Origin of the sequence: Aurantimonas litoralis (assembly GCF_026153195.1) — a bacterium.
Lineage (GTDB): Bacteria > Pseudomonadota > Alphaproteobacteria > Rhizobiales > Rhizobiaceae > Aurantimonas > Aurantimonas coralicida.
Genome location: NZ_JAPFBM010000001.1, coordinates 328,062 through 344,462, shown reverse-complemented (window position 1 = coordinate 344,462; position 16,401 = coordinate 328,062). Strand labels below are relative to the sequence as shown.

At 67.6% G+C, this 16,401-nt stretch carries 17 protein-coding genes; 9 read left to right on the top strand and 8 right to left on the bottom strand.

Going from position 1 to position 16,401, the window contains the following annotated elements; genetic code table 11:
• Window positions 1-41: 41 nt before the first annotated feature.
• The 4 genes from fdh3B to N7I30_RS01705 form a co-directional block, all read right to left on the bottom strand.
• A complete protein-coding gene (gene fdh3B, locus N7I30_RS01720; protein ID WP_009210417.1) occupies window positions 42-638 on the bottom strand; it encodes a formate dehydrogenase FDH3 subunit beta in 597 nt (198 codons plus the stop codon).
• Between the two features lie 15 nt (window positions 639-653).
• Window positions 654-3,644: a formate dehydrogenase subunit alpha gene (locus N7I30_RS01715; RefSeq protein WP_498636251.1), complete on the bottom strand. Its 2,991-nt coding sequence runs from the start codon at window positions 3,642-3,644 to the stop codon at window positions 654-656.
• A gap of 57 nt (window positions 3,645-3,701) precedes the next feature.
• On the bottom strand, window positions 3,702-3,911 hold the full coding sequence (locus N7I30_RS01710; RefSeq protein ID WP_498636249.1) for a twin-arginine translocation signal domain-containing protein: 210 nt from the start codon (window positions 3,909-3,911) through the stop codon (window positions 3,702-3,704).
• A 79-nt stretch (window positions 3,912-3,990) separates the two neighbouring features.
• Window positions 3,991-4,596, bottom strand: coding sequence for a TorD/DmsD family molecular chaperone (locus tag N7I30_RS01705; protein ID WP_498636247.1), 606 nt, complete (start codon window positions 4,594-4,596; stop codon window positions 3,991-3,993).
• Window positions 4,597-4,864: 268 nt separating this feature from the next.
• Here N7I30_RS01705 and N7I30_RS01700 point away from each other — a divergent pair, with 268 nt between their 5' ends.
• The 3 genes from N7I30_RS01700 to N7I30_RS01690 are packed head-to-tail and all read left to right on the top strand — an operon-like array spanning window position 4,865 to window position 7,233.
• The gene (locus N7I30_RS01700) at window positions 4,865-5,572 is read left to right on the top strand and encodes an ABC transporter permease (RefSeq protein WP_498636246.1); all 708 of its coding nucleotides are present in this window, start codon (window positions 4,865-4,867) and stop codon (window positions 5,570-5,572) included.
• Window positions 5,565-6,362: an ATP-binding cassette domain-containing protein gene (locus N7I30_RS01695; RefSeq protein WP_498636244.1), complete on the top strand. Its 798-nt coding sequence runs from the start codon at window positions 5,565-5,567 to the stop codon at window positions 6,360-6,362. Before N7I30_RS01700 ends, N7I30_RS01695 begins: the two co-directional genes overlap by 8 nt.
• A gap of 28 nt (window positions 6,363-6,390) precedes the next feature.
• Window positions 6,391-7,233, top strand: a complete 843-nt coding sequence (locus N7I30_RS01690; protein WP_498636242.1) for an ABC transporter substrate-binding protein — start codon at window positions 6,391-6,393, stop codon at window positions 7,231-7,233.
• A 48-nt stretch (window positions 7,234-7,281) separates the two neighbouring features.
• Here the strand turns inward: N7I30_RS01690 and N7I30_RS01685 are convergent, their stop codons facing one another.
• Complete coding sequence (locus N7I30_RS01685; RefSeq protein WP_498636240.1) at window positions 7,282-8,172, bottom strand: substrate-binding domain-containing protein; 891 nt, start codon at window positions 8,170-8,172, stop codon at window positions 7,282-7,284.
• 140 nt (window positions 8,173-8,312) lie between these two features.
• On the opposite strand from N7I30_RS01685, the gene mobB reads away from it, so the two are divergent.
• Window positions 8,313-8,861, top strand: coding sequence for a molybdopterin-guanine dinucleotide biosynthesis protein B (mobB, locus tag N7I30_RS01680; RefSeq protein ID WP_498636238.1), 549 nt, complete (start codon window positions 8,313-8,315; stop codon window positions 8,859-8,861).
• A gap of 18 nt (window positions 8,862-8,879) precedes the next feature.
• Here the strand turns inward: mobB and N7I30_RS01675 are convergent, their stop codons facing one another.
• Both N7I30_RS01675 and N7I30_RS01670 read right to left on the bottom strand, forming a co-directional pair.
• The gene (locus tag N7I30_RS01675) at window positions 8,880-9,455 is read right to left on the bottom strand and encodes a hypothetical protein (RefSeq protein WP_498636236.1); all 576 of its coding nucleotides are present in this window, start codon (window positions 9,453-9,455) and stop codon (window positions 8,880-8,882) included.
• 151 nt (window positions 9,456-9,606) lie between these two features.
• A complete protein-coding gene (locus N7I30_RS01670; protein ID WP_498636234.1) occupies window positions 9,607-11,469 on the bottom strand; it encodes a vWA domain-containing protein in 1,863 nt (620 codons plus the stop codon).
• A gap of 236 nt (window positions 11,470-11,705) precedes the next feature.
• Between N7I30_RS01670 and N7I30_RS01665 the strand changes: the two genes are divergently transcribed.
• Window positions 11,706-12,104, top strand: coding sequence for a (R)-mandelonitrile lyase (locus N7I30_RS01665; RefSeq protein ID WP_370193465.1), 399 nt, complete (start codon window positions 11,706-11,708; stop codon window positions 12,102-12,104).
• An 87-nt stretch (window positions 12,105-12,191) separates the two neighbouring features.
• On the opposite strand, the gene N7I30_RS01660 is transcribed toward N7I30_RS01665, so the two are convergent.
• A complete protein-coding gene (locus N7I30_RS01660; RefSeq protein WP_024350256.1) occupies window positions 12,192-12,455 on the bottom strand; it encodes a DUF2312 domain-containing protein in 264 nt (87 codons plus the stop codon).
• Between the two features lie 174 nt (window positions 12,456-12,629).
• Here N7I30_RS01660 and N7I30_RS01655 point away from each other — a divergent pair, with 174 nt between their 5' ends.
• The 4 genes from N7I30_RS01655 to N7I30_RS01640 all read left to right on the top strand — a co-directional run bounded on the left by N7I30_RS01655 (window position 12,630) and on the right by N7I30_RS01640 (window position 16,389).
• The gene (locus tag N7I30_RS01655) at window positions 12,630-13,886 is read left to right on the top strand and encodes an aconitase X (RefSeq protein WP_498636231.1); all 1,257 of its coding nucleotides are present in this window, start codon (window positions 12,630-12,632) and stop codon (window positions 13,884-13,886) included.
• Window positions 13,883-14,305 (top strand): aconitase X swivel domain-containing protein, encoded by a 423-nt coding sequence (locus N7I30_RS01650; protein ID WP_498636229.1) that lies wholly within the window; start codon window positions 13,883-13,885, stop codon window positions 14,303-14,305. The genes N7I30_RS01655 and N7I30_RS01650 overlap by 4 nt, the downstream gene beginning before the upstream one ends.
• 100 nt (window positions 14,306-14,405) lie before the next feature.
• A complete protein-coding gene (locus N7I30_RS01645; protein ID WP_498636227.1) occupies window positions 14,406-15,605 on the top strand; it encodes a mandelate racemase/muconate lactonizing enzyme family protein in 1,200 nt (399 codons plus the stop codon).
• 13 nt (window positions 15,606-15,618) lie between these two features.
• The gene (locus N7I30_RS01640; RefSeq protein WP_024350260.1) at window positions 15,619-16,389 is read left to right on the top strand and encodes an SDR family oxidoreductase; all 771 of its coding nucleotides are present in this window, start codon (window positions 15,619-15,621) and stop codon (window positions 16,387-16,389) included.
• The last annotated feature ends 12 nt before the right edge of the window (window positions 16,390-16,401 follow it).

Below are 16,401 nucleotides of genomic sequence, written 5' to 3'. Positions count from 1 at the left end.
GGACGGCCCGAGCCGTCCGCCGGAAGTGCATGTACGGCAGGTCAGCCGCCCAGCTTCTGGTCGTAGGCGGTGCCCCAGCCCCAGGCGCCGGCGCCGAAGCCGCGGGCGACGACACGCTCGCGATAGATCGACGAGACAGTGTCACCGTCGCCGGCGAGAAGCGCCTTGGTCGAGCACATCTCGGCGCACAGCGGCAGCTTGCCCTCGGCCAGACGGTTGCGACCGTATTTCTGGAACTCCACCGCCGAATTGTCCTCTTCCGGACCGCCGGCGCAGAAGGTGCACTTATCCATCTTGCCGCGCGAACCGAAATTCGAGGCCTGCGGATATTGCGGCGCGCCGAAGGGGCAGGCGTAGAAGCAATAGCCGCAGCCGATGCACAAATCCTTGGAGTGAAGAACCACGCCGTCGGAGGTCTGGTAGAAGCAGTCTACCGGGCAGACCGCCATGCAGGGTGCGTCGGAGCAGTGCATGCAGGCGACCGAGATCGACCGCTCGCCCGGCTTGCCGTCGTTGATGGTGACGACGCGCCGGCGGTTCACGCCCCACGGGACCTCGTGCTCGTTCTTGCAGGCGGTCACGCAGGCGTTGCATTCGATGCAGCGCTCGGCGTCGCAGAGGAACTTCATTCGTGCCATTGGTCTGATCCTCCCTTACGCCCGTTCGATCCGGCAGAGCGTGGTCTTGGTTTCCTGCATCTGCGTCACCGAATCGTAGCCGTAGGTCTGTGCCGTGTTGCAGGCTTCGCCGAGGACGTAGGGATCGGCGCCATCGGGATATTTCCCGCGCAGATCGTTGCCCTGGAAATAGCCGCCGAAGTGGAAGGGCGTGAACACCACGCCGCGACCGACGCGTTCGGTGACCATCGCCATGATGCGGATCTTGCCGCCTTCCGGGCTGTGCAGCCACACCGTGTCGCGGTCGCGAAGACCGAGATCGTTGGCGTCCGACGGATTGATCTCGACGAACATGTCCTGCTGCAGCTCGGCGAGCCACGGATTGGAGCGGGTTTCGTCGCCGCCGCCCTCGTATTCCACCAGACGCCCCGACGTCATGATCATCGGGAAGTCCTTGGAATAGTCGTTCTTCTGGATCGAGGCGAAGGCCGTCGGCACGCGCCAGAAGGTCTTGTCCTCGTAGGTCGGATAATCCGTCACCAGATCGCGGCGCGGTGTGTAGAGCGGCTCGCGATGGATCGGCACCGGATCGGGGAAGGTCCAGACCACGGCGCGGGCCTTGGCGTTGCCGTAGGGGGCGCAGCCATGGGCGATCGCCACGCGCTGGATGCCGCCCGACAGGTCGGTCTTCCAGTTCACGCCGCCGACCTTCTCGTCGTAGTCGGAATCGATCTCGCCGGTCTGCGACTGCTCGCCGACGTCGTCGCCCTCGCTCGGACGCTGGTCGGCGAAGCCGGCCACATAGTCGATGAAGCGGCGCTCGTAGGGCGTCAGGTCCTTGTCCCAGCCGAGCTCCTTGAGCATGGCGAAGGTGAACTCGGGATAACCGTCCTCGATCTCCGAGCCGACCGGCCACGAGCCTTCGGCCAGGAGGTTGTCGCCGTCACGCTCGACGCCGAAGCGGGCGCGGAAGCCCATGCCGCCCTGCGCCACCGGAATCGAGGTGTCGTAGAGGTTGGCCGAGCCGCTGTGCTTCATCTCGGCGGTGCCCCAGCACGGCCAGGGCATGCCGTAGAACTCGCCGTCATGCGCACCACCGACACCGCGCAGCGTCGTCCTGTCGAACGTGTGCTGGTTCTGCATGTGCGACTTCATCCGCTCCGGCGACTGGCCGGTATAGCCGATGGTCCACATGCCACGGTTGAACTCGCGGGTGATGTCCTCGACGACCGGCTCGCCGTCCTTGACCTCGATGTTGCGGAACATGCGGTCGGCGAAGCCGAACTTCTCGGCGAATTTGTGCATGATCGTGTGGTCGGGCAGGGACTCGAACAGCGGCTCGACCACCTTTTCGCGCCACTGCAGCGACCGGTTCGACGCGGTCACCGAGCCGGAGGTCTCGAACTGCGTGGAGGCCGGCAGCAGATAGACGCCGTCGGTGCGGTCCTGCAGGACGGCGGTCATGGTCGGATACGGGTCGATGACGACCAGCATCTCCAGCATGCCCATCGCCTTCTGCATTTCCGGCAGGCGGGTCTGCGAGTTCGGCGCATGGCCCCAGAACACCATGACCTTGGTGTTGTCCGGCTGCTCCAGGTTTTCCCTGGCCTCGAGAACGCCGTCGATCCAGCGCGAGACCGGGATGCCGGTCTCGTTCATCATCAGGCGGTCCTTGCCCTCGTCGCCGGCGCCCGGCATCACGGCAAAGCGGCCCTTGAGCCAGTCGAGTTCCTCTTCCCAGACCCGGGCCCAGTGCGCCCAGGAGCCGGCGGTCAGGCCGTAATAGCCCGGCAGCGTGTCGGCGAGGACGCCGAGGTCGGTCGCGCCCTGCACGTTGTCATGGCCGCGGAAGATGTTGGTGCCGCCACCGGCCTTGCCCATGTTGCCGAGGGCGAGCTGCAGGATGCAGTAGGCGCGGGTGTTGTTGTTGCCGTTGGTATGCTGGGTGCCGCCCATGCACCAGATCAGCGTCGCCGGACGGCTCTCGGCCATGGTCCGCGCGACGCGCTGCAGCTGCGAGCCCGGCACGCCGGTGACCCGCTCGACCTCCTCGGGTGTCCAGCGCGCGACCTCGGTGCGGATCTGGTCCATGCCCCAGACGCGGCTGTTGATGAATTCCTTGTCTTCCCAGCCATTCTCGAAGATGTGGTAGAGAACGCCCCAGATCAGCGCGACGTCGGTGCCCGGCCGGAACCGGACATACTCGTCGGCGTGGGCCGCGGTGCGCGTGAAGCGCGGATCGCAGACGATCAGCGGCGCGTTGTTCTCTTCCTTGGCCTTCAGCAGGTGCAGCAGCGAGACCGGATGCGCCTCGGCGGGGTTGCCGCCGATCAGGAAGATCGCCCGGGAATTGTGGATGTCGTTGTAGGAGTTGGTCATCGCGCCGTAGCCCCAGGTGTTGGCAACACCTGCGACCGTGGTCGAGTGACAGATCCGGGCCTGATGGTCGATGTTGTTCGTGCCCCAATAGGCGGCGAACTTGCGGATCAGGTAGGACTGCTCGTTGGAATGCTTGGCCGAGCCGAGCCAGTAGACGGAATCGGGACCGGCGGCCTCGCGGACCTCCAGCATCTTGTCGCCGATCTCGTTGATCGCCTCGTCCCAGCTGACGCGCTGCCACTTTCCGCCGACGAGCTTCATCGGGTACTTCAGGCGGCGCTCGCCATGGGCGTGCTCGCGCACCGAGGCGCCCTTGGCGCAGTGTGCACCGAGGTTGAACGGGGAATCGAAGCCCGGCTCCTGGCCGACCCAGACGCCGTTCGACACTTCCGCCAGCACCGTGCAGCCGACCGAGCAATGGGTGCAGACCGACTTGCGGATTTCCATCTCGCCGGTCGCGGTCTCGCCCGCGGCCTCGGCGCGGCGCACCATGCCGCCGGACAGCGTCGCCACGGCGGCGGCGCCACCGATGGTCAGGCCCGAGCGCTTCAGGAAGGTCCGGCGATCAACCGCGGCCGTCCCCAGCTCCGACAGCGCCGACGCCATTCGGTTGCCCCGCGCCGCGCCGTTTGCCTTTTTCCTGAGCATATCTGCCTCCGATCCTTGATGTGCGGCCGCCCGCGATCCGATTGCCTGGCGGGTGGGTTAGAACCGTGCCGACTTGTAGAAGGTCCTGACATGGTCGGTTTCGCGGTAGCCCGCGCCCGTCGTGTCGTCCTCGGTGATCGCCGCTTCGGCGGGCGCGCCGGTGACCAGCGCGGCGCCGCCGGCAACGCCGCCCAGTCCTGCGAACTTCAGGAAAGCCCGGCGATCGGCCTGCGTGCCGCCCTTCGTTTCCGTGCTCTTGTCGCTCATCTCGCTTCTCCGTGGTCGAAGGGCTGTGCCCTGGTCTTATTCCTGCTGCGAGGTGCCGCCGTCCCCGCGGTTTGCGCGGCTACATGTCGAAGCCCGATTCCTCGATGGCCATGAACTGGCGGCCGATCGTTCCGACCGGGCGGTAGAGCCGCGCCAAGCTGTTGGTCTCCAGATCCGCGAAGAAGTGCCCGGCCCAGGAGCCGACATGCTTGCGGAAGAAATCCTTCTGCACGGCAAGCGGCTGGATCTGTCCGAAGCTGCCGTCGATCAGCCCGGCCATCATCTCCATCAGCGCGCCGGCGTGATCCTCCGGATCGCGGCTGTCCTCGGAGCGGGCGATGCCCAGCGGCACCATGTCTGAGCGCAGCCGCGCCAGCGGCTTTTCGTTGAGAAATCCGGTCAGGTAGTAGGAGCCATAGGGCACGAGCTCGCCGCGCCCGACGCCGATGAACAGCTCCTGATATTCCTCGCGGGCAGCGCCGAGCGAAACCGCGCGCGCCTGGCCGGCGAGATCGCCGATGCCGCGACCGAGCGGGCTGTCATCGCCGGACAGGCCCTGCAGCATGGCCAGCAACGCTTCGTCGGCCGGGCGCGCCAGGAGACGTGCGAGCAACCTGTACAGGTTGGCGCGCAAGGCCTCGGCCTCGGCCGGTTCCGTCGTTACAGCGAGATTGTGGTTCTGCAAGGCTGTTCTCCCACTTCAGTAGAGCAACAAATCGTCCGATTCACAACGATTTTCTGAATATGCGGCGTTGTCGCACAGGCGCTTACTTAAACCAGACTCTGAGAGTCCACTTTAACTACTGCGCGTTGCGTTGCGCTCGGTGGGGATCATCTCGCAGATGCGTTCATCAGGGCGCAGTTGCAGTAACTGTTCCTTAATCTGGACTTCTGGGCGTTTCTCACGCATAATTCGTCAGAACGAGCTGCAGATGGGGACAAAAGCGAAGAAAATGCAGGATTTCGCGGACGCATTTTCGCTGGCAGCGGGCCTGATCCTTTCAGGCGATCCCGAATTGTGGGCCATCGTGCTGCTGTCGCTCAGAGTCTCGATGACCGCGGTGATCATCGCGGCAATGGTCGGAATGCCGCTCGGTGCGCTGCTCGCTGTCGGCCGGTTCCCCCTGCGCCGCCTCGCCATCGTGCTCCTGAACGCGCTCATGGGGTTGCCGCCGGTCGTGGTCGGCCTGCTGGTCTATCTGATGCTGTCCAATGCCGGACCGCTCGGCGTGCTGCAGTTGCTCTACACGCCCACCGCAATGATCATCGCGCAGGTTGTCCTGGTGGTCCCGATCATCGCCGCGCTGACCCGCCAGGTGATCGAGGATCTCGACGCCGAATATTCCGAGCAGCTCCGCTCCTTCGGCGTCTCGCGCCTCGCGGCGGTCCCGACGCTTCTCTGGGACGGGCGGCACAGCCTCGTCACCGCGCTGCTGGCCGGCTTCGGCCGGGCCATCGCCGAAGTCGGCGCCGTCATCATCGTCGGCGGCAACATCAACCACGTGACCCGGGTGATGACGACGGCGGTGGCGCTGGAAACCTCGAAGGGCAATCTCTCGCTGGCCCTGGCGCTCGGCGCGATCCTGCTGATCATCGCCATCGCCATCAACGCATCTGTCGGGCTCATCGGCGCCGGCCGCCCGCAGGCCGCCCATGCGTGACGATATCGCCCTTGAGCGGAGCGACGCCGACCCGTCACCGGTCCAAGCGCTCCCGGCTGCCCGCACGAACCCGGCCTCGGTCCTGCCGCTGCAGGCCGAGAACCTTGTGTTCCGGGCCGGCGGGCGGACACTCTTGGACGTTGGCGGGCTGACCATTGCCGCCGGCGGTCCGACCCTGATCCTCGGGCCGAACGGTGCCGGCAAGAGCCTGCTCCTGCGGTTGCTGCACGGGCTGATCACGCCGGCTTCCGGGCAGTTGCGCTACAATGGCCAGGGTCTCGACAAGGCGGTGCGCCGGCGTCAGGCCATGGTGTTCCAGCGGCCGGTGCTGCTGCGCCGCTCCGTCGCCGCCAATGTCGATTACGCGCTGAAGGTCCATGGCATGCCGCGCATCGCGCGCCGCGAACGCGTCGCCGCGCTCCTGGCCATGGGCGATCTGGCGGCCCGCGCAAACCAGCCGGCGCGCACCCTTTCGGGCGGCGAGCAGCAGCGGCTGGCGGTGGTCCGTGCGATCTCGACCGCGCCCGACATCCTGTTCATGGACGAGCCGACCTCGAGCCTCGATCCGGGTGCGACCCAGGCGATCGAGAGCCTGCTGCGCCGCGTCGCGGCGGCCGGCACCAAGATCGTCATGGTCACCCACGACATCGGCCAGGCGCGACGTCTGGCCGCCGAGATCGTGTTCGTTCACGGCGGCCGCATCGTCGAGCAGACGCCGGTCGACCGGTTTTTCGATGAGCCCGTGTCACAGCCGGCGCGGCAGTTTCTCGCCGGCGGACTGGTTCTGTAACGCCGTTCGCGGCGCAGGAGGGGAAAGCATGAAGACGCAACTGATCGGGGCCATCGCCGCCGCCACGCTGGCGCTGGGCGCCATGGTCGCTCCGGCGACGGCCGAGGAGAACTTCATCGTCGTCCAGTCGACGACTTCCACACAGAATTCCGGGCTGCTGGACGCGATCCTGCCGGCCTTCACCGAAGAATCCGGTATCGAGGTTCGGGTCGTCGCGGTCGGCACCGGCCAGGCGATCAAGAACGCCGAGAACGGCGACGGCGACGTGCTGCTCGTTCACGCCAAGCCCGCCGAGGAGAAGTTCGTCGCGGCCGGCGGCGGCGTCGCGCGCTTCGACGTGATGTACAATGATTTCGTCGTCGTCGGCCCCGCCGCCGATCCCGCCGGTGTCGCGGGCATGACGGACGCCGAGGCCGCGCTCGGGAAGATCGCCGCCGCCAAGGCGCCCTTCGCTTCGCGCGGCGACGACAGCGGCACCCACAAGGCCGAATTGCGCCTCTGGAAGGACGCCGGGATCGACCTCGCCGCCGCCTCCGGCGGCTGGTACCGCGAAACCGGATCGGGCATGGGCGCCACGCTCAACACCGGAATCGGCATGGGCGCCTACGTCCTGACCGACCGGGCGACCTGGATCTCCTTCGGCAACAAGGGCGATCACACGGTCGTCGTCGAGGGCGATCCGGAATTGTTCAACCAGTATGGCGTGATCCTGGTGAACCCGGACAGGCATCCGGCGGTGAAGGCCGAAGCAGGGCAGGCCTTCATCGACTGGCTGACCGGAGACGAGGGGCAGGACGCCATCGCGAACTACAGGGTCGATGGCCAGCAGCTGTTCTTTCCGAATGCCGACATGACCGGCGATCGAAGCTGACACCGGCGCGCCGGCCATCAGCGGCCGGCGCGCTTTCACCGATGCCGGTCAGGGGCCGGGCGCGTTGTAATGCACGGTGCCTGCGGCGGCGACATCGTAGCCGCTCATCTCGGCCGCCCTGTCGTGGAATTCGGGCGTGTGCAGGAACCGCATCAGCGCCTGCAGCGGCGGCTCGAAGAAGGCCTGCCGCCAGACCAGCAGATCGGTGCGGTCCTCGGCCAGCGGCACGAAGCCGAGCCGGTACTGGGCCGCCATCGCCGCCAGCCCGAAGCCCGCATCCGCCTTGCCGTCCAGCACCAGCCGGGCGACGTCGTCCTCGGTCTTGGCGACGCCCGGCGGGCCGGCGAGGGCCGCCGGGTCCAGCCCGGCTTCCGTCGCCAGCGCCTCGAACAGCTTCTGTCCGCCGGCGCCGGGCTGCCGCCGGGCAAAGCGCAGCGGTGCGAGATCGGTGACTGCGTCGATCGCATGCGGATTGCCGGGGGCGACGATCAGGCCGCATTGGCGGCGGGCGAATTCGATCAGCACCACCGGGGCGTCGCCGAGCACGTCGCGCACCGTGGCGACATTCCAGTCGCCACCGGCTTCGCGAATATGGGTGGCGCAGGCCGCCGCCTCGCGCCGCGCCACCCGGCCGATGCCATCGGAGCTGCCGTCGAAGAAGGCGGCCAGTCCGCTGCCCGACTGGCGCAGGGCCCATTCCAGCAGCGGATCGTGACTGCCGGCGAGGATCATCGGCAGTCGGTTCTCGGTCGCCACCGGGCCGGAGCGCGCGGCGGCCATCCAGGCGGCGACCTCCTCGCGCGGAAACAGCAGCTTGCCGACCACGCGGATGCAGGGCACCTCGCCGCTGGCCGCCAGATCGTAGACCTTGCGCTCCTTGATGCGCATGAGATCGGCGAGTTCGCGGGTGGTCAGATAGGTGGGCGCGGTATCAGACATCGCTCCATCTATCGCCAAGCGTCCAGCGGCGGCAACGTCTCTTCGCCGTCGCACTTGCTGCGAACCGGCAGGACGCATGGCATCTCGACCGGGCTTTCCTTCCTCGCATAGAAGGGCAGGGACCCCGCCGGGCGGGACAGATGCAGCGAAGGGACAGGTGCCAGGTGGAACAGCGCATATACGGCATCACCGGCTGGAAGAACTCCGGCAAGACGACCCTGACCGAGCGGCTGGTGACCGAGGTCACCGCGCGCGGCTACCGGGTCGCGACGGTCAAGCACGCCCACCATGCCTTCGAGATCGACCGGGAGGGCACCGATTCCTTCCGCCACCGCAGCGCCGGCGCCGGTGAGGTGGCGATCGTCTCGGGCATGCGCTGGGCGCTGATGCACGAATTGCGCGGCGCGCCCGAGCCGAGCCTTGCCGACATCGTCGCGCGGCTGTCGCCCTGTGACCTGGTTCTCGTGGAGGGCTACAAGCGCGAGCCGCATCCCAAGATCGAGTGCCGGCGACAGGAGGCGCGCGATCGCCGGCCGATGCAGGACCACGCACCAGGCATTGCGGCGATCGCGGCCGATCATCCGGTCACGGATAGCGCGCTGCCGGTCTTCGGCCTCGATGACATCGCGGCCATGGCGGATTTCGTCCTGGCCGAGACCGGTCTCGCCGGAGCGTCGGGGCCCGACTGACGCCGGACGGGGGAAAGGCTACCAGCGCTTGCGGCGTTCCTCGAAGCGCTCGCGCCGTTCGCGAAAGCGGCTGTCGCCGCGCTGGCCGTCGCGGGTCCGGTCATTGTCGAAGCCGCGGCCATAGTCCCAGTCGCCGTCCGAGCCCCAATCCCGCCGATCCTCGTCCCCGTCGCGATGGTCGGCGCGATGCCGGTCGTCGCGATCGCGATGATCGCGATCATGCCTGTCGCGGTCGTGATGCCGGTCGCCATCCCGGCGCCTGTCGTCGCGCCGGCCATCGCGTCCGCGGCCGTCATGGCGTGCGCGCTCCTCGGCGCGCCAGCGCGGCGCGTCGCGGAAATCGTAGAGATACCGGTCGGCGTCGAGACTGCCGCGGTCGATCCCGTCACGGCCGCGCCGGTCGCCGCCGCGCCGGTGGTGACGCCCGTCGCCGGGATGCTGCACGAGGCGGAGCGCGTCGGCCGGTTCGTCCGTCGGGGCGACGCCGGCGGGGGCGACGCTGGCCGCGATGTGGGACGCGAGCGGAACCGGTCCGGGCGCGACAACCGGCTGGGCGAGCCCGAAGCTCAGGAGGACGAGGGTCGTTGCGAGCATGTGTCGATGCCTCCGGGGCGAGGAACGATGAGGTCCGCGATCATGGCGCGGGCGGGATGAGGTGCCGATCCGCGCAGCGCCGGATCAGCTGGAACGCGGATCGTCCGGCTGCCGAACGGCCGGGCCAATGCATCCATCTGGTGTCCGTGCGTCAGCGGGCGATGCGCAGGCTGGAAATCTGTTCGGTGATCGACTGGAAGGCGGCGGCCAGCTCTTCCTGGCTCTGGGCGTCGTAATAGAGCTTCTCGCTGGCATCGATCAGGCCGTTCGAGGCGCAATCCTCCATCAGCTTCTTCACCGGTTCGCCGTCGCGCAGGTCGAAGGCGATGGTGAAGATCAGGATGCCGTCCGTACCGCCCGGCTTGCGGCCATCAGCCTTCACGTTCTCGCAGACCTTGGCGACGTTCTGGTCCATGGCGGCGACATAGCTGTCGACGCTGTAGTCCTTCGCATTGCCGGTGGTGCCGTCGTAGATGCGGCCCGGCTTGCGGGTGCTGCTGCCATGGGAATAGGCCGCGCCATAGCCGTAGGAGCCGTAGGTGGAGCGGTTGTAGTCGCGGATTTCCAGCGGCCGCCCACCGGAGTTCAGATTGTAGGTGTTGTTGCCGTCGGTCATCAGCACCAGCACCTTCAGATTGTCGGGCTCGTCGTGGCTGCGGCCCTCGGTGAAGGGCGGCCGCGCCGTCAGCAGCCGCCAGCCCCATGCCAGGCCGTGCGGAATGTTGGTGGCGCCCTGGGCGTCCATCACGTCGATGGCGTCCGTCACCGTCTTGAGCGTCTTGGTCAGCGGCGTGATCGGCGTCGTCGCGCAGGTGGAATTCGGGCCCCAGTCGCTGCGATTGCTGCTCGGCGTCGTGATGGAGTAGCCGCTGTCGAAATACTTGGCGACCTTGGCCTGCTCGGCCATCGCCTCCTTGGCGGAGTCGGGCGATCCGCTGCCGCTGTCGAGATAGTCGTTCCAGCCATAGGCGGAATCGTCGTATTCGTCCGGCGCGAAGGTCGGCACGAACAGCGTCTCCGGCCTGGAACTGACCGGCTCGGTGTCGGTGGCGGCCAGCCCGTTTGGCCGCGCCTCGACGCAGCCCCGCCAGGTGCCGAACTGGCTCTTGTAGCGCGCATTGTCGTAGACATAGAACCGGGTCAGCGGCTCGCCGGTGGTGATCCGCGTCCAGTAGGACCCGTTGTACCGCGCCAGGGGCGTGCCACTGGAGGGCGAGGTGTAGACCCAGCCCCTGTCCCGTATCCACTCCCAGCCGCCGCTGGTCGCGCCGGACAGCCAGCCGCCCCAGTCGAGATTCTCGTGATGGATCGGCGAGCGGCCCTGCGTGTCCATCCAGTCGGCATTCTTGTATTGCGGGCCGACATTCACCGAACTGGAGAACGGGACCACCGCGAACTGGACGGGAAACTCTTCGGTCGAGCCCTTGTCGGCCGACAGGAACTGCTCGGCGAGGTCCTCGGCGGCGTCCTTGATGATGTCGATCTTGCTCTTGCTGCCGCCCGAGCGTGGCCGGTCCTGCATCGAGCCGGAATTGTCGAGCACCAGCGCCAGCTCGATCGAGCGGTTCTGCACGACGATCTCGCTCTTGGCGTAGAGCGGGAACTGCCGCCAGTCGAGCGTGCCGCCGGTGACCCACATCAGCGCATCGCCGAAGAAGGTCGGCAATTGCCGCCGGGCGGTGACCTTGAGGATCGTCAGGCCGTCCTCGCGAAACACGCCGTCATAGCTGAACTGGGTGGTGCCGCGCGTCTCCTCGCCGGCATTGTGGAAGAAGAAGGCTTCCGAGACGCTCTTGAGATAGTCCGCGTCCTGGGTTCGGCCGTACTCCCGGCCCGCGGCGAGGGCGGCGACGTCGGCGGCCTGCTGCAGGCTGCGATTGGCGCCGTAGATTCCCGACAGGTCCACGGCGGTTGCAAAGCAGAGCGCGAGGACCGGCAGCGTCAGTCCGAAGACGACGGCGACATTGCCGGTCTCCTCGCGACGAAACCGGATGATCCTCGTAAATATCTGCACCGGCTCTCCCATGCGTCGCCACGACGAAAACACCCAGCGTAGGGACATACAGTTGCGATAAGGTTGCCGGTATCGTTCGCATATGCAGCGTCCGGGATTGCCGTGCTGCGATGGGGTTTCGCCGCGTGCCGGCGCCGTGCCTTCGCGGCGCGCGGGACGGCTGGCATCGGGCCGCGGGCGGTGTCATGGTGCGGCCGGCGCGGGGCACCGGACGATCCTGCGAGGAGGAGACGACCATGGACATCAGGCGCGGGGGATCGGTCCCGACACGGCGCGGGCCGGCCAGCTATTTCACCGGCACGGTCTGGCAGGACCCCATCATCGAGGCGCCGGAGCCGGCACGCGTGCGCTCCAACCTCGTAACCTTCGAGCCGGGCGCCCGCACCGCCTGGCACACCCATCCGCTGGGTCAGACGCTCTATGTGACGGCGGGGGCCGGGCGGTTCCAGACCGAGGGCGGGCCGATCGAGACGATCCGCGCCGGCGACGTGATCTGGATCCCGCCGGGCGAGAAGCACTGGCACGGCGCCGGTCCCGACACGATGATGACCCATGTCTCGATCCAGGAGGCGCTCGACGGCGTCGCCATCGACTGGCTGGAGCATGTCAGCGACCTGGACTATGCCGCCGCGTGAGGGCGGCGCCGGTGCCGCGCGCCGGCCCTGGAACGCAAAACGGCGCCCCAGATGTGGCGCCGTCTGCGATGATCGGGTCTGGCCGGCTCAGGCGGCGACGGCGGACGGGGCTTCTTCCATCGCCCGCATGTAGAGGTCGAGCAGCGTCTCGTGCTCGTCCCGCTCGTCCTTGTCCTGCTTGCGCAGCTTGATGATCTCGCGGATCACCTTGACGTCGAAACCCTCGCCCTTGGCCTCGGCGAAGACTTCCTTCTTGCCGTCGTTGAGATCCTGGATCTCGCTCTCGATCTGCTCGATGCGCTCGACGAACGAACGGATCTGTCCGCCCGCAATCATGGCCGTGTCACTCATGGTTTCTCCTTCGCGAATCCGGAGCCGCAATATCGACGGGGTCGGTAACCGGATCCTTAACTCTGGCGATCCCGCGCGACTGAGCTGTGGACGACGGGCGAAGCGCTGTGTTGGCAAGGGCCGGCGGGTCGGATGCGCCGCCCCCACGGTTCATGTTTTGCAAGGCGGTGCGCGATGACTCTGCACCTCACCGACCATGACCGCGCACTGCTGAATGGCGAGGCGGGCGTCGCCGCGGCTTTCGCCATGCAGATCTTGACCGGCTTCGCCCGGTCGGTGGGCGCCGAGGTATTGCTCGACATCGCCGGCGCCCATGTCGATGGCTGCCTCTATCACGGCGCCGTCAGCCTCGATTTCGTCGAGCGGCTGCTGGCCGGGGGCGGCCGCGTGAGAGTTCCGACCACCCTCAATGTCGGCTCGCTCGACCTCATCCATCCCGATCTCGTGCGCCTCGACGCCGGCGAGCGGCAGCCCCGGCGCCGGCTCATGCAGGCCCACGAGGCGCTCGGCTGCCAGGCCTCCTTCACCTGCGCGCCCTACCAGACGTTGTTCCGGCCGCGCTTCGGCGAGCAGGTGGCCTGGGGTGAATCCAACGCCATCGTCTTCGCCAATTCGGTGATCGGCGCGCGCACCAACCGCTATGGCGACTTCATCGATCTGTGCTGCGCGATCACCGGCCGGGCCCCGGCCTATGGCCTGCATCTGGACGAGCACCGCCGCGGACGGGTGCTGTTTCGCCTGGAGGGATTCGCGCCGTCGCTCACGCCCGACGATGCCCTCTATGTGGCGGTCGGGCTGATCATCGGCGCAGCCTCCGGCGAGCAGGTGCCGGTGGTCGAGGGCCTGCCGCCGCCGCGTGACGAGGATCAGCTGAAGGCTCTTGGTGCCGCCGCCGCCTCCGCCGGTGCGGTCGGCCTGTTCCACGCGGTCGGCATCACGCCGGAAGCCCCGACGCTGTCGGACGCCTTCGGTGGCCACGAGCCGGACCGCATCGTTGCGATCACGCCGGCCTCCGTCGATGCCGTTCTCGCCCGCCTCTCCACCGTGCCGGAGGGCGCGCCGATCGACGCGGTCTGTCTCGGCACGCCGCATTTCTCGCGCGGCGAATGGAACCGGCTGCTGCCGCTCTTGCGCGAAATCCGGCCGGACCGCGGCCTGCCGATCTACGTCAATACCAGCCGCGCGACCCTGGACGGGCTGCGCCGCGACGCGGCGCTGGCGGGACTAGAGGGCTCCGGCCTCGTTCCGGTCGTCGACACCTGCACCTATGTCACCGCGATCCTGCGCGACATGGACGGGGCGGTGATGACCAATTCCGGCAAATGGGCGCATTACGCACCCGGCAATATAGGCGTCTCGGTCGGCTTCGGCTCGCTGGAGGACTGCATCCTCTCCGCCGCCAGTGGCAAGGTCGTGAGGACGCGGACATGACGCGCACGGGGACGATCGTCGTCGCCGGCCGCGCGGAAGGGACGGCACTGGTTCTCGCCGAACCGCTGAGCTTCTGGGGCGGGATCGACGTGGAGACCGGCACCATCATCGATCATTCGCACCCTTCGCTCGGTGCCAGCGTCACCGGGCGCATCCTGGTCATGCCGAGCGGTCGCGGCTCGTCGTCCTCCGCTTCCGTCTTCGCCGAATCCATCCGGCGCGGCACCGGGCCGCTTGGCGTGCTTCTGGCGCGCGCCGATCCGATCCTCACCGTCGGCGCGATGGTCGCCGCTTCGCTCTACGGCCGGGACTGCCCCATCGTGGTCTGCGACATCGCCGGCATTAGCGACGGCGATGAGGTGGCGATCGACGCCAGCGCCGATGCCGGTGACGGCACCGTCGCGATCCGCTCGGCGTGACACGCTTCGCAACAGGCGCATGCCTTGACCGCGGCCGTCCATCCCGACGAAGAAGAGCCGGGGATTTGCGAGGGGAATCGCAAAGGGGGAACCTGCCGGCATGAAGATCACCGCCATCGAGACGCTGCGGACCGAGGAATTCGCCAATGTCCTCTGGGTGCGCGTCCACACCGATGCGGGGATCATCGGGCTCGGCGAGACCTTCTACGGCGCCGGTGCCGTCGCGGCCCATATCCACGACACGCTGGCCGGGCGCCTGATCGGCCGCAATCCGCTGCATATCGAGGCGCTGTCGAAGGAGATGGTCAATCTGCCGATGGCGCAATCCTCGACCGGCGTCGAGTACCGCGCCGCCTCGGCGATCGACATCGCGCTGTGGGACATCTTCGGTAAGCTCTGCGACCAGCCGGTCCACCAGATGCTGGGCGGCCTGTGCCGCGACCGTCTGCGCATCTACAACACCTGCGCCGGCACCCGCTATGTCAGCTCGAGCAACATCCGACCCGTGTCGAACTGGAATCTCGGCGAGACCTCCGGTCCCTACGAGGACCTCGACGCCTTCATGACCGATGCCGGCGCGCTGGCCGAGGACCTCCTCGACAACGGCATCGACGCCATGAAGATCTGGCCCTTCGACCCGATCGCCAACGAGACCGGCGGCCTTTACCTCACCGCCGAGCAGATGCGGCGCGGCCTCGAACCCTTCGAGAAGATCCGCAAGGCCGTCGGCGACAGGATCGACATCATGGTCGAGTTCCACTCGCTGTGGAACCTGCCGGCCGCCAAGATGATCGCCAAGGAACTCGAGCCCTACAAGCCGATGTGGTACGAGGACCCGATCCGCATGAACTCGCCGCAGGCGCTCGCCGAATATGCCCGCTCGACCGACGTCTGGGTCTGCGCCTCCGAGACCCTCGGCTCGCGCTGGCCCTACAAGGACATGCTCGACCGCGATGCCCTCTCGGTGGCGATGGTCGATCTGTGCTGGTCCGGCGGCCTCACCGAGGGCCGCAAGATCGCGGCGCTCGCCGAGACCTGGCACCGGCCTTTCGCGCCGCATGACTGCATCGGGCCGGTCGGCTTCGCCGCCGCCGTCCACATGTCATTCAGCCAGCCCAACACGCTGATCCAGGAATCCGTTAGGGCCTTCTATCGCGGCTGGTATACGCAACTCGTGACCGCGGTGCCGAGAATCGAGGGTGGCTACGTCTACCCGATGGAGGGGCCGGGCCTCGGCGTCGAGCTGAAATCCGACGTGTTCGAGCGCACCGATCTCATGCGCCGCATCAGTGAAATCTAGAGGGGAAGACACCATGACCGAAACCGCATCCTTCGACCTGACCGGCCGCACGGCGCTGATCACCGGCTCCTCGCGGGGCCTCGGCAAGGCGATGGCGCAGGGGCTGGCCGAGGCCGGCGCGGTCGTGATCCTCAACGGGCGCAATGCTGAGACGGTTGCTGCCGCCGCCAAGGAACTGCGCGACGCCGGCCACACCGTCCACGAGGCGATCTTCGACGTCACCGGCGAAGCCGCCGTGGTCGCCGCCTTCGAGAAGTTCGACGCCGAGGGCCTGGAGATCGACATCGTCATCAACAATGCCGGCATCCAGCATCGCCAGCCGATGCTCGAACTGGCCCTGGCCGACTGGCAGCGGGTGATCGACACCAATCTCACCAGCGCCTTCCTGATCGGCCGCGAGGCCGCCCGTCGCATGGTCCCGCGCGGCCGCGGCAAGATCATCAATATCGGCTCGCTGACCAGCGCGCTCGCCCGCGCGACGGTGATCCCGTATACGGTCGCCAAGGGCGGCATCAAGCTCCTGACCCAGGGCATGGCCGCCGAATGGGCCGCGTCCGGCATCCAGGCCAATGCCATCGGACCCGGCTACATGCTGACCGACATGAACGAGGCGCTGGTCGCCAACAAGGATTTCGACAACTGGGTGAAGAGCCGCACGCCGGCCGGGCGCTGGGGCCAGCCGGAGGAACTCGTCGGCACGGCGATCTTCCTGGCGTCCTCGGCCTCCGACTACGTCAACGGCCAGATCATCTATGTCGACGGCGGCATGCTGTCGGTCCTCTAAGACCGCGAAAGC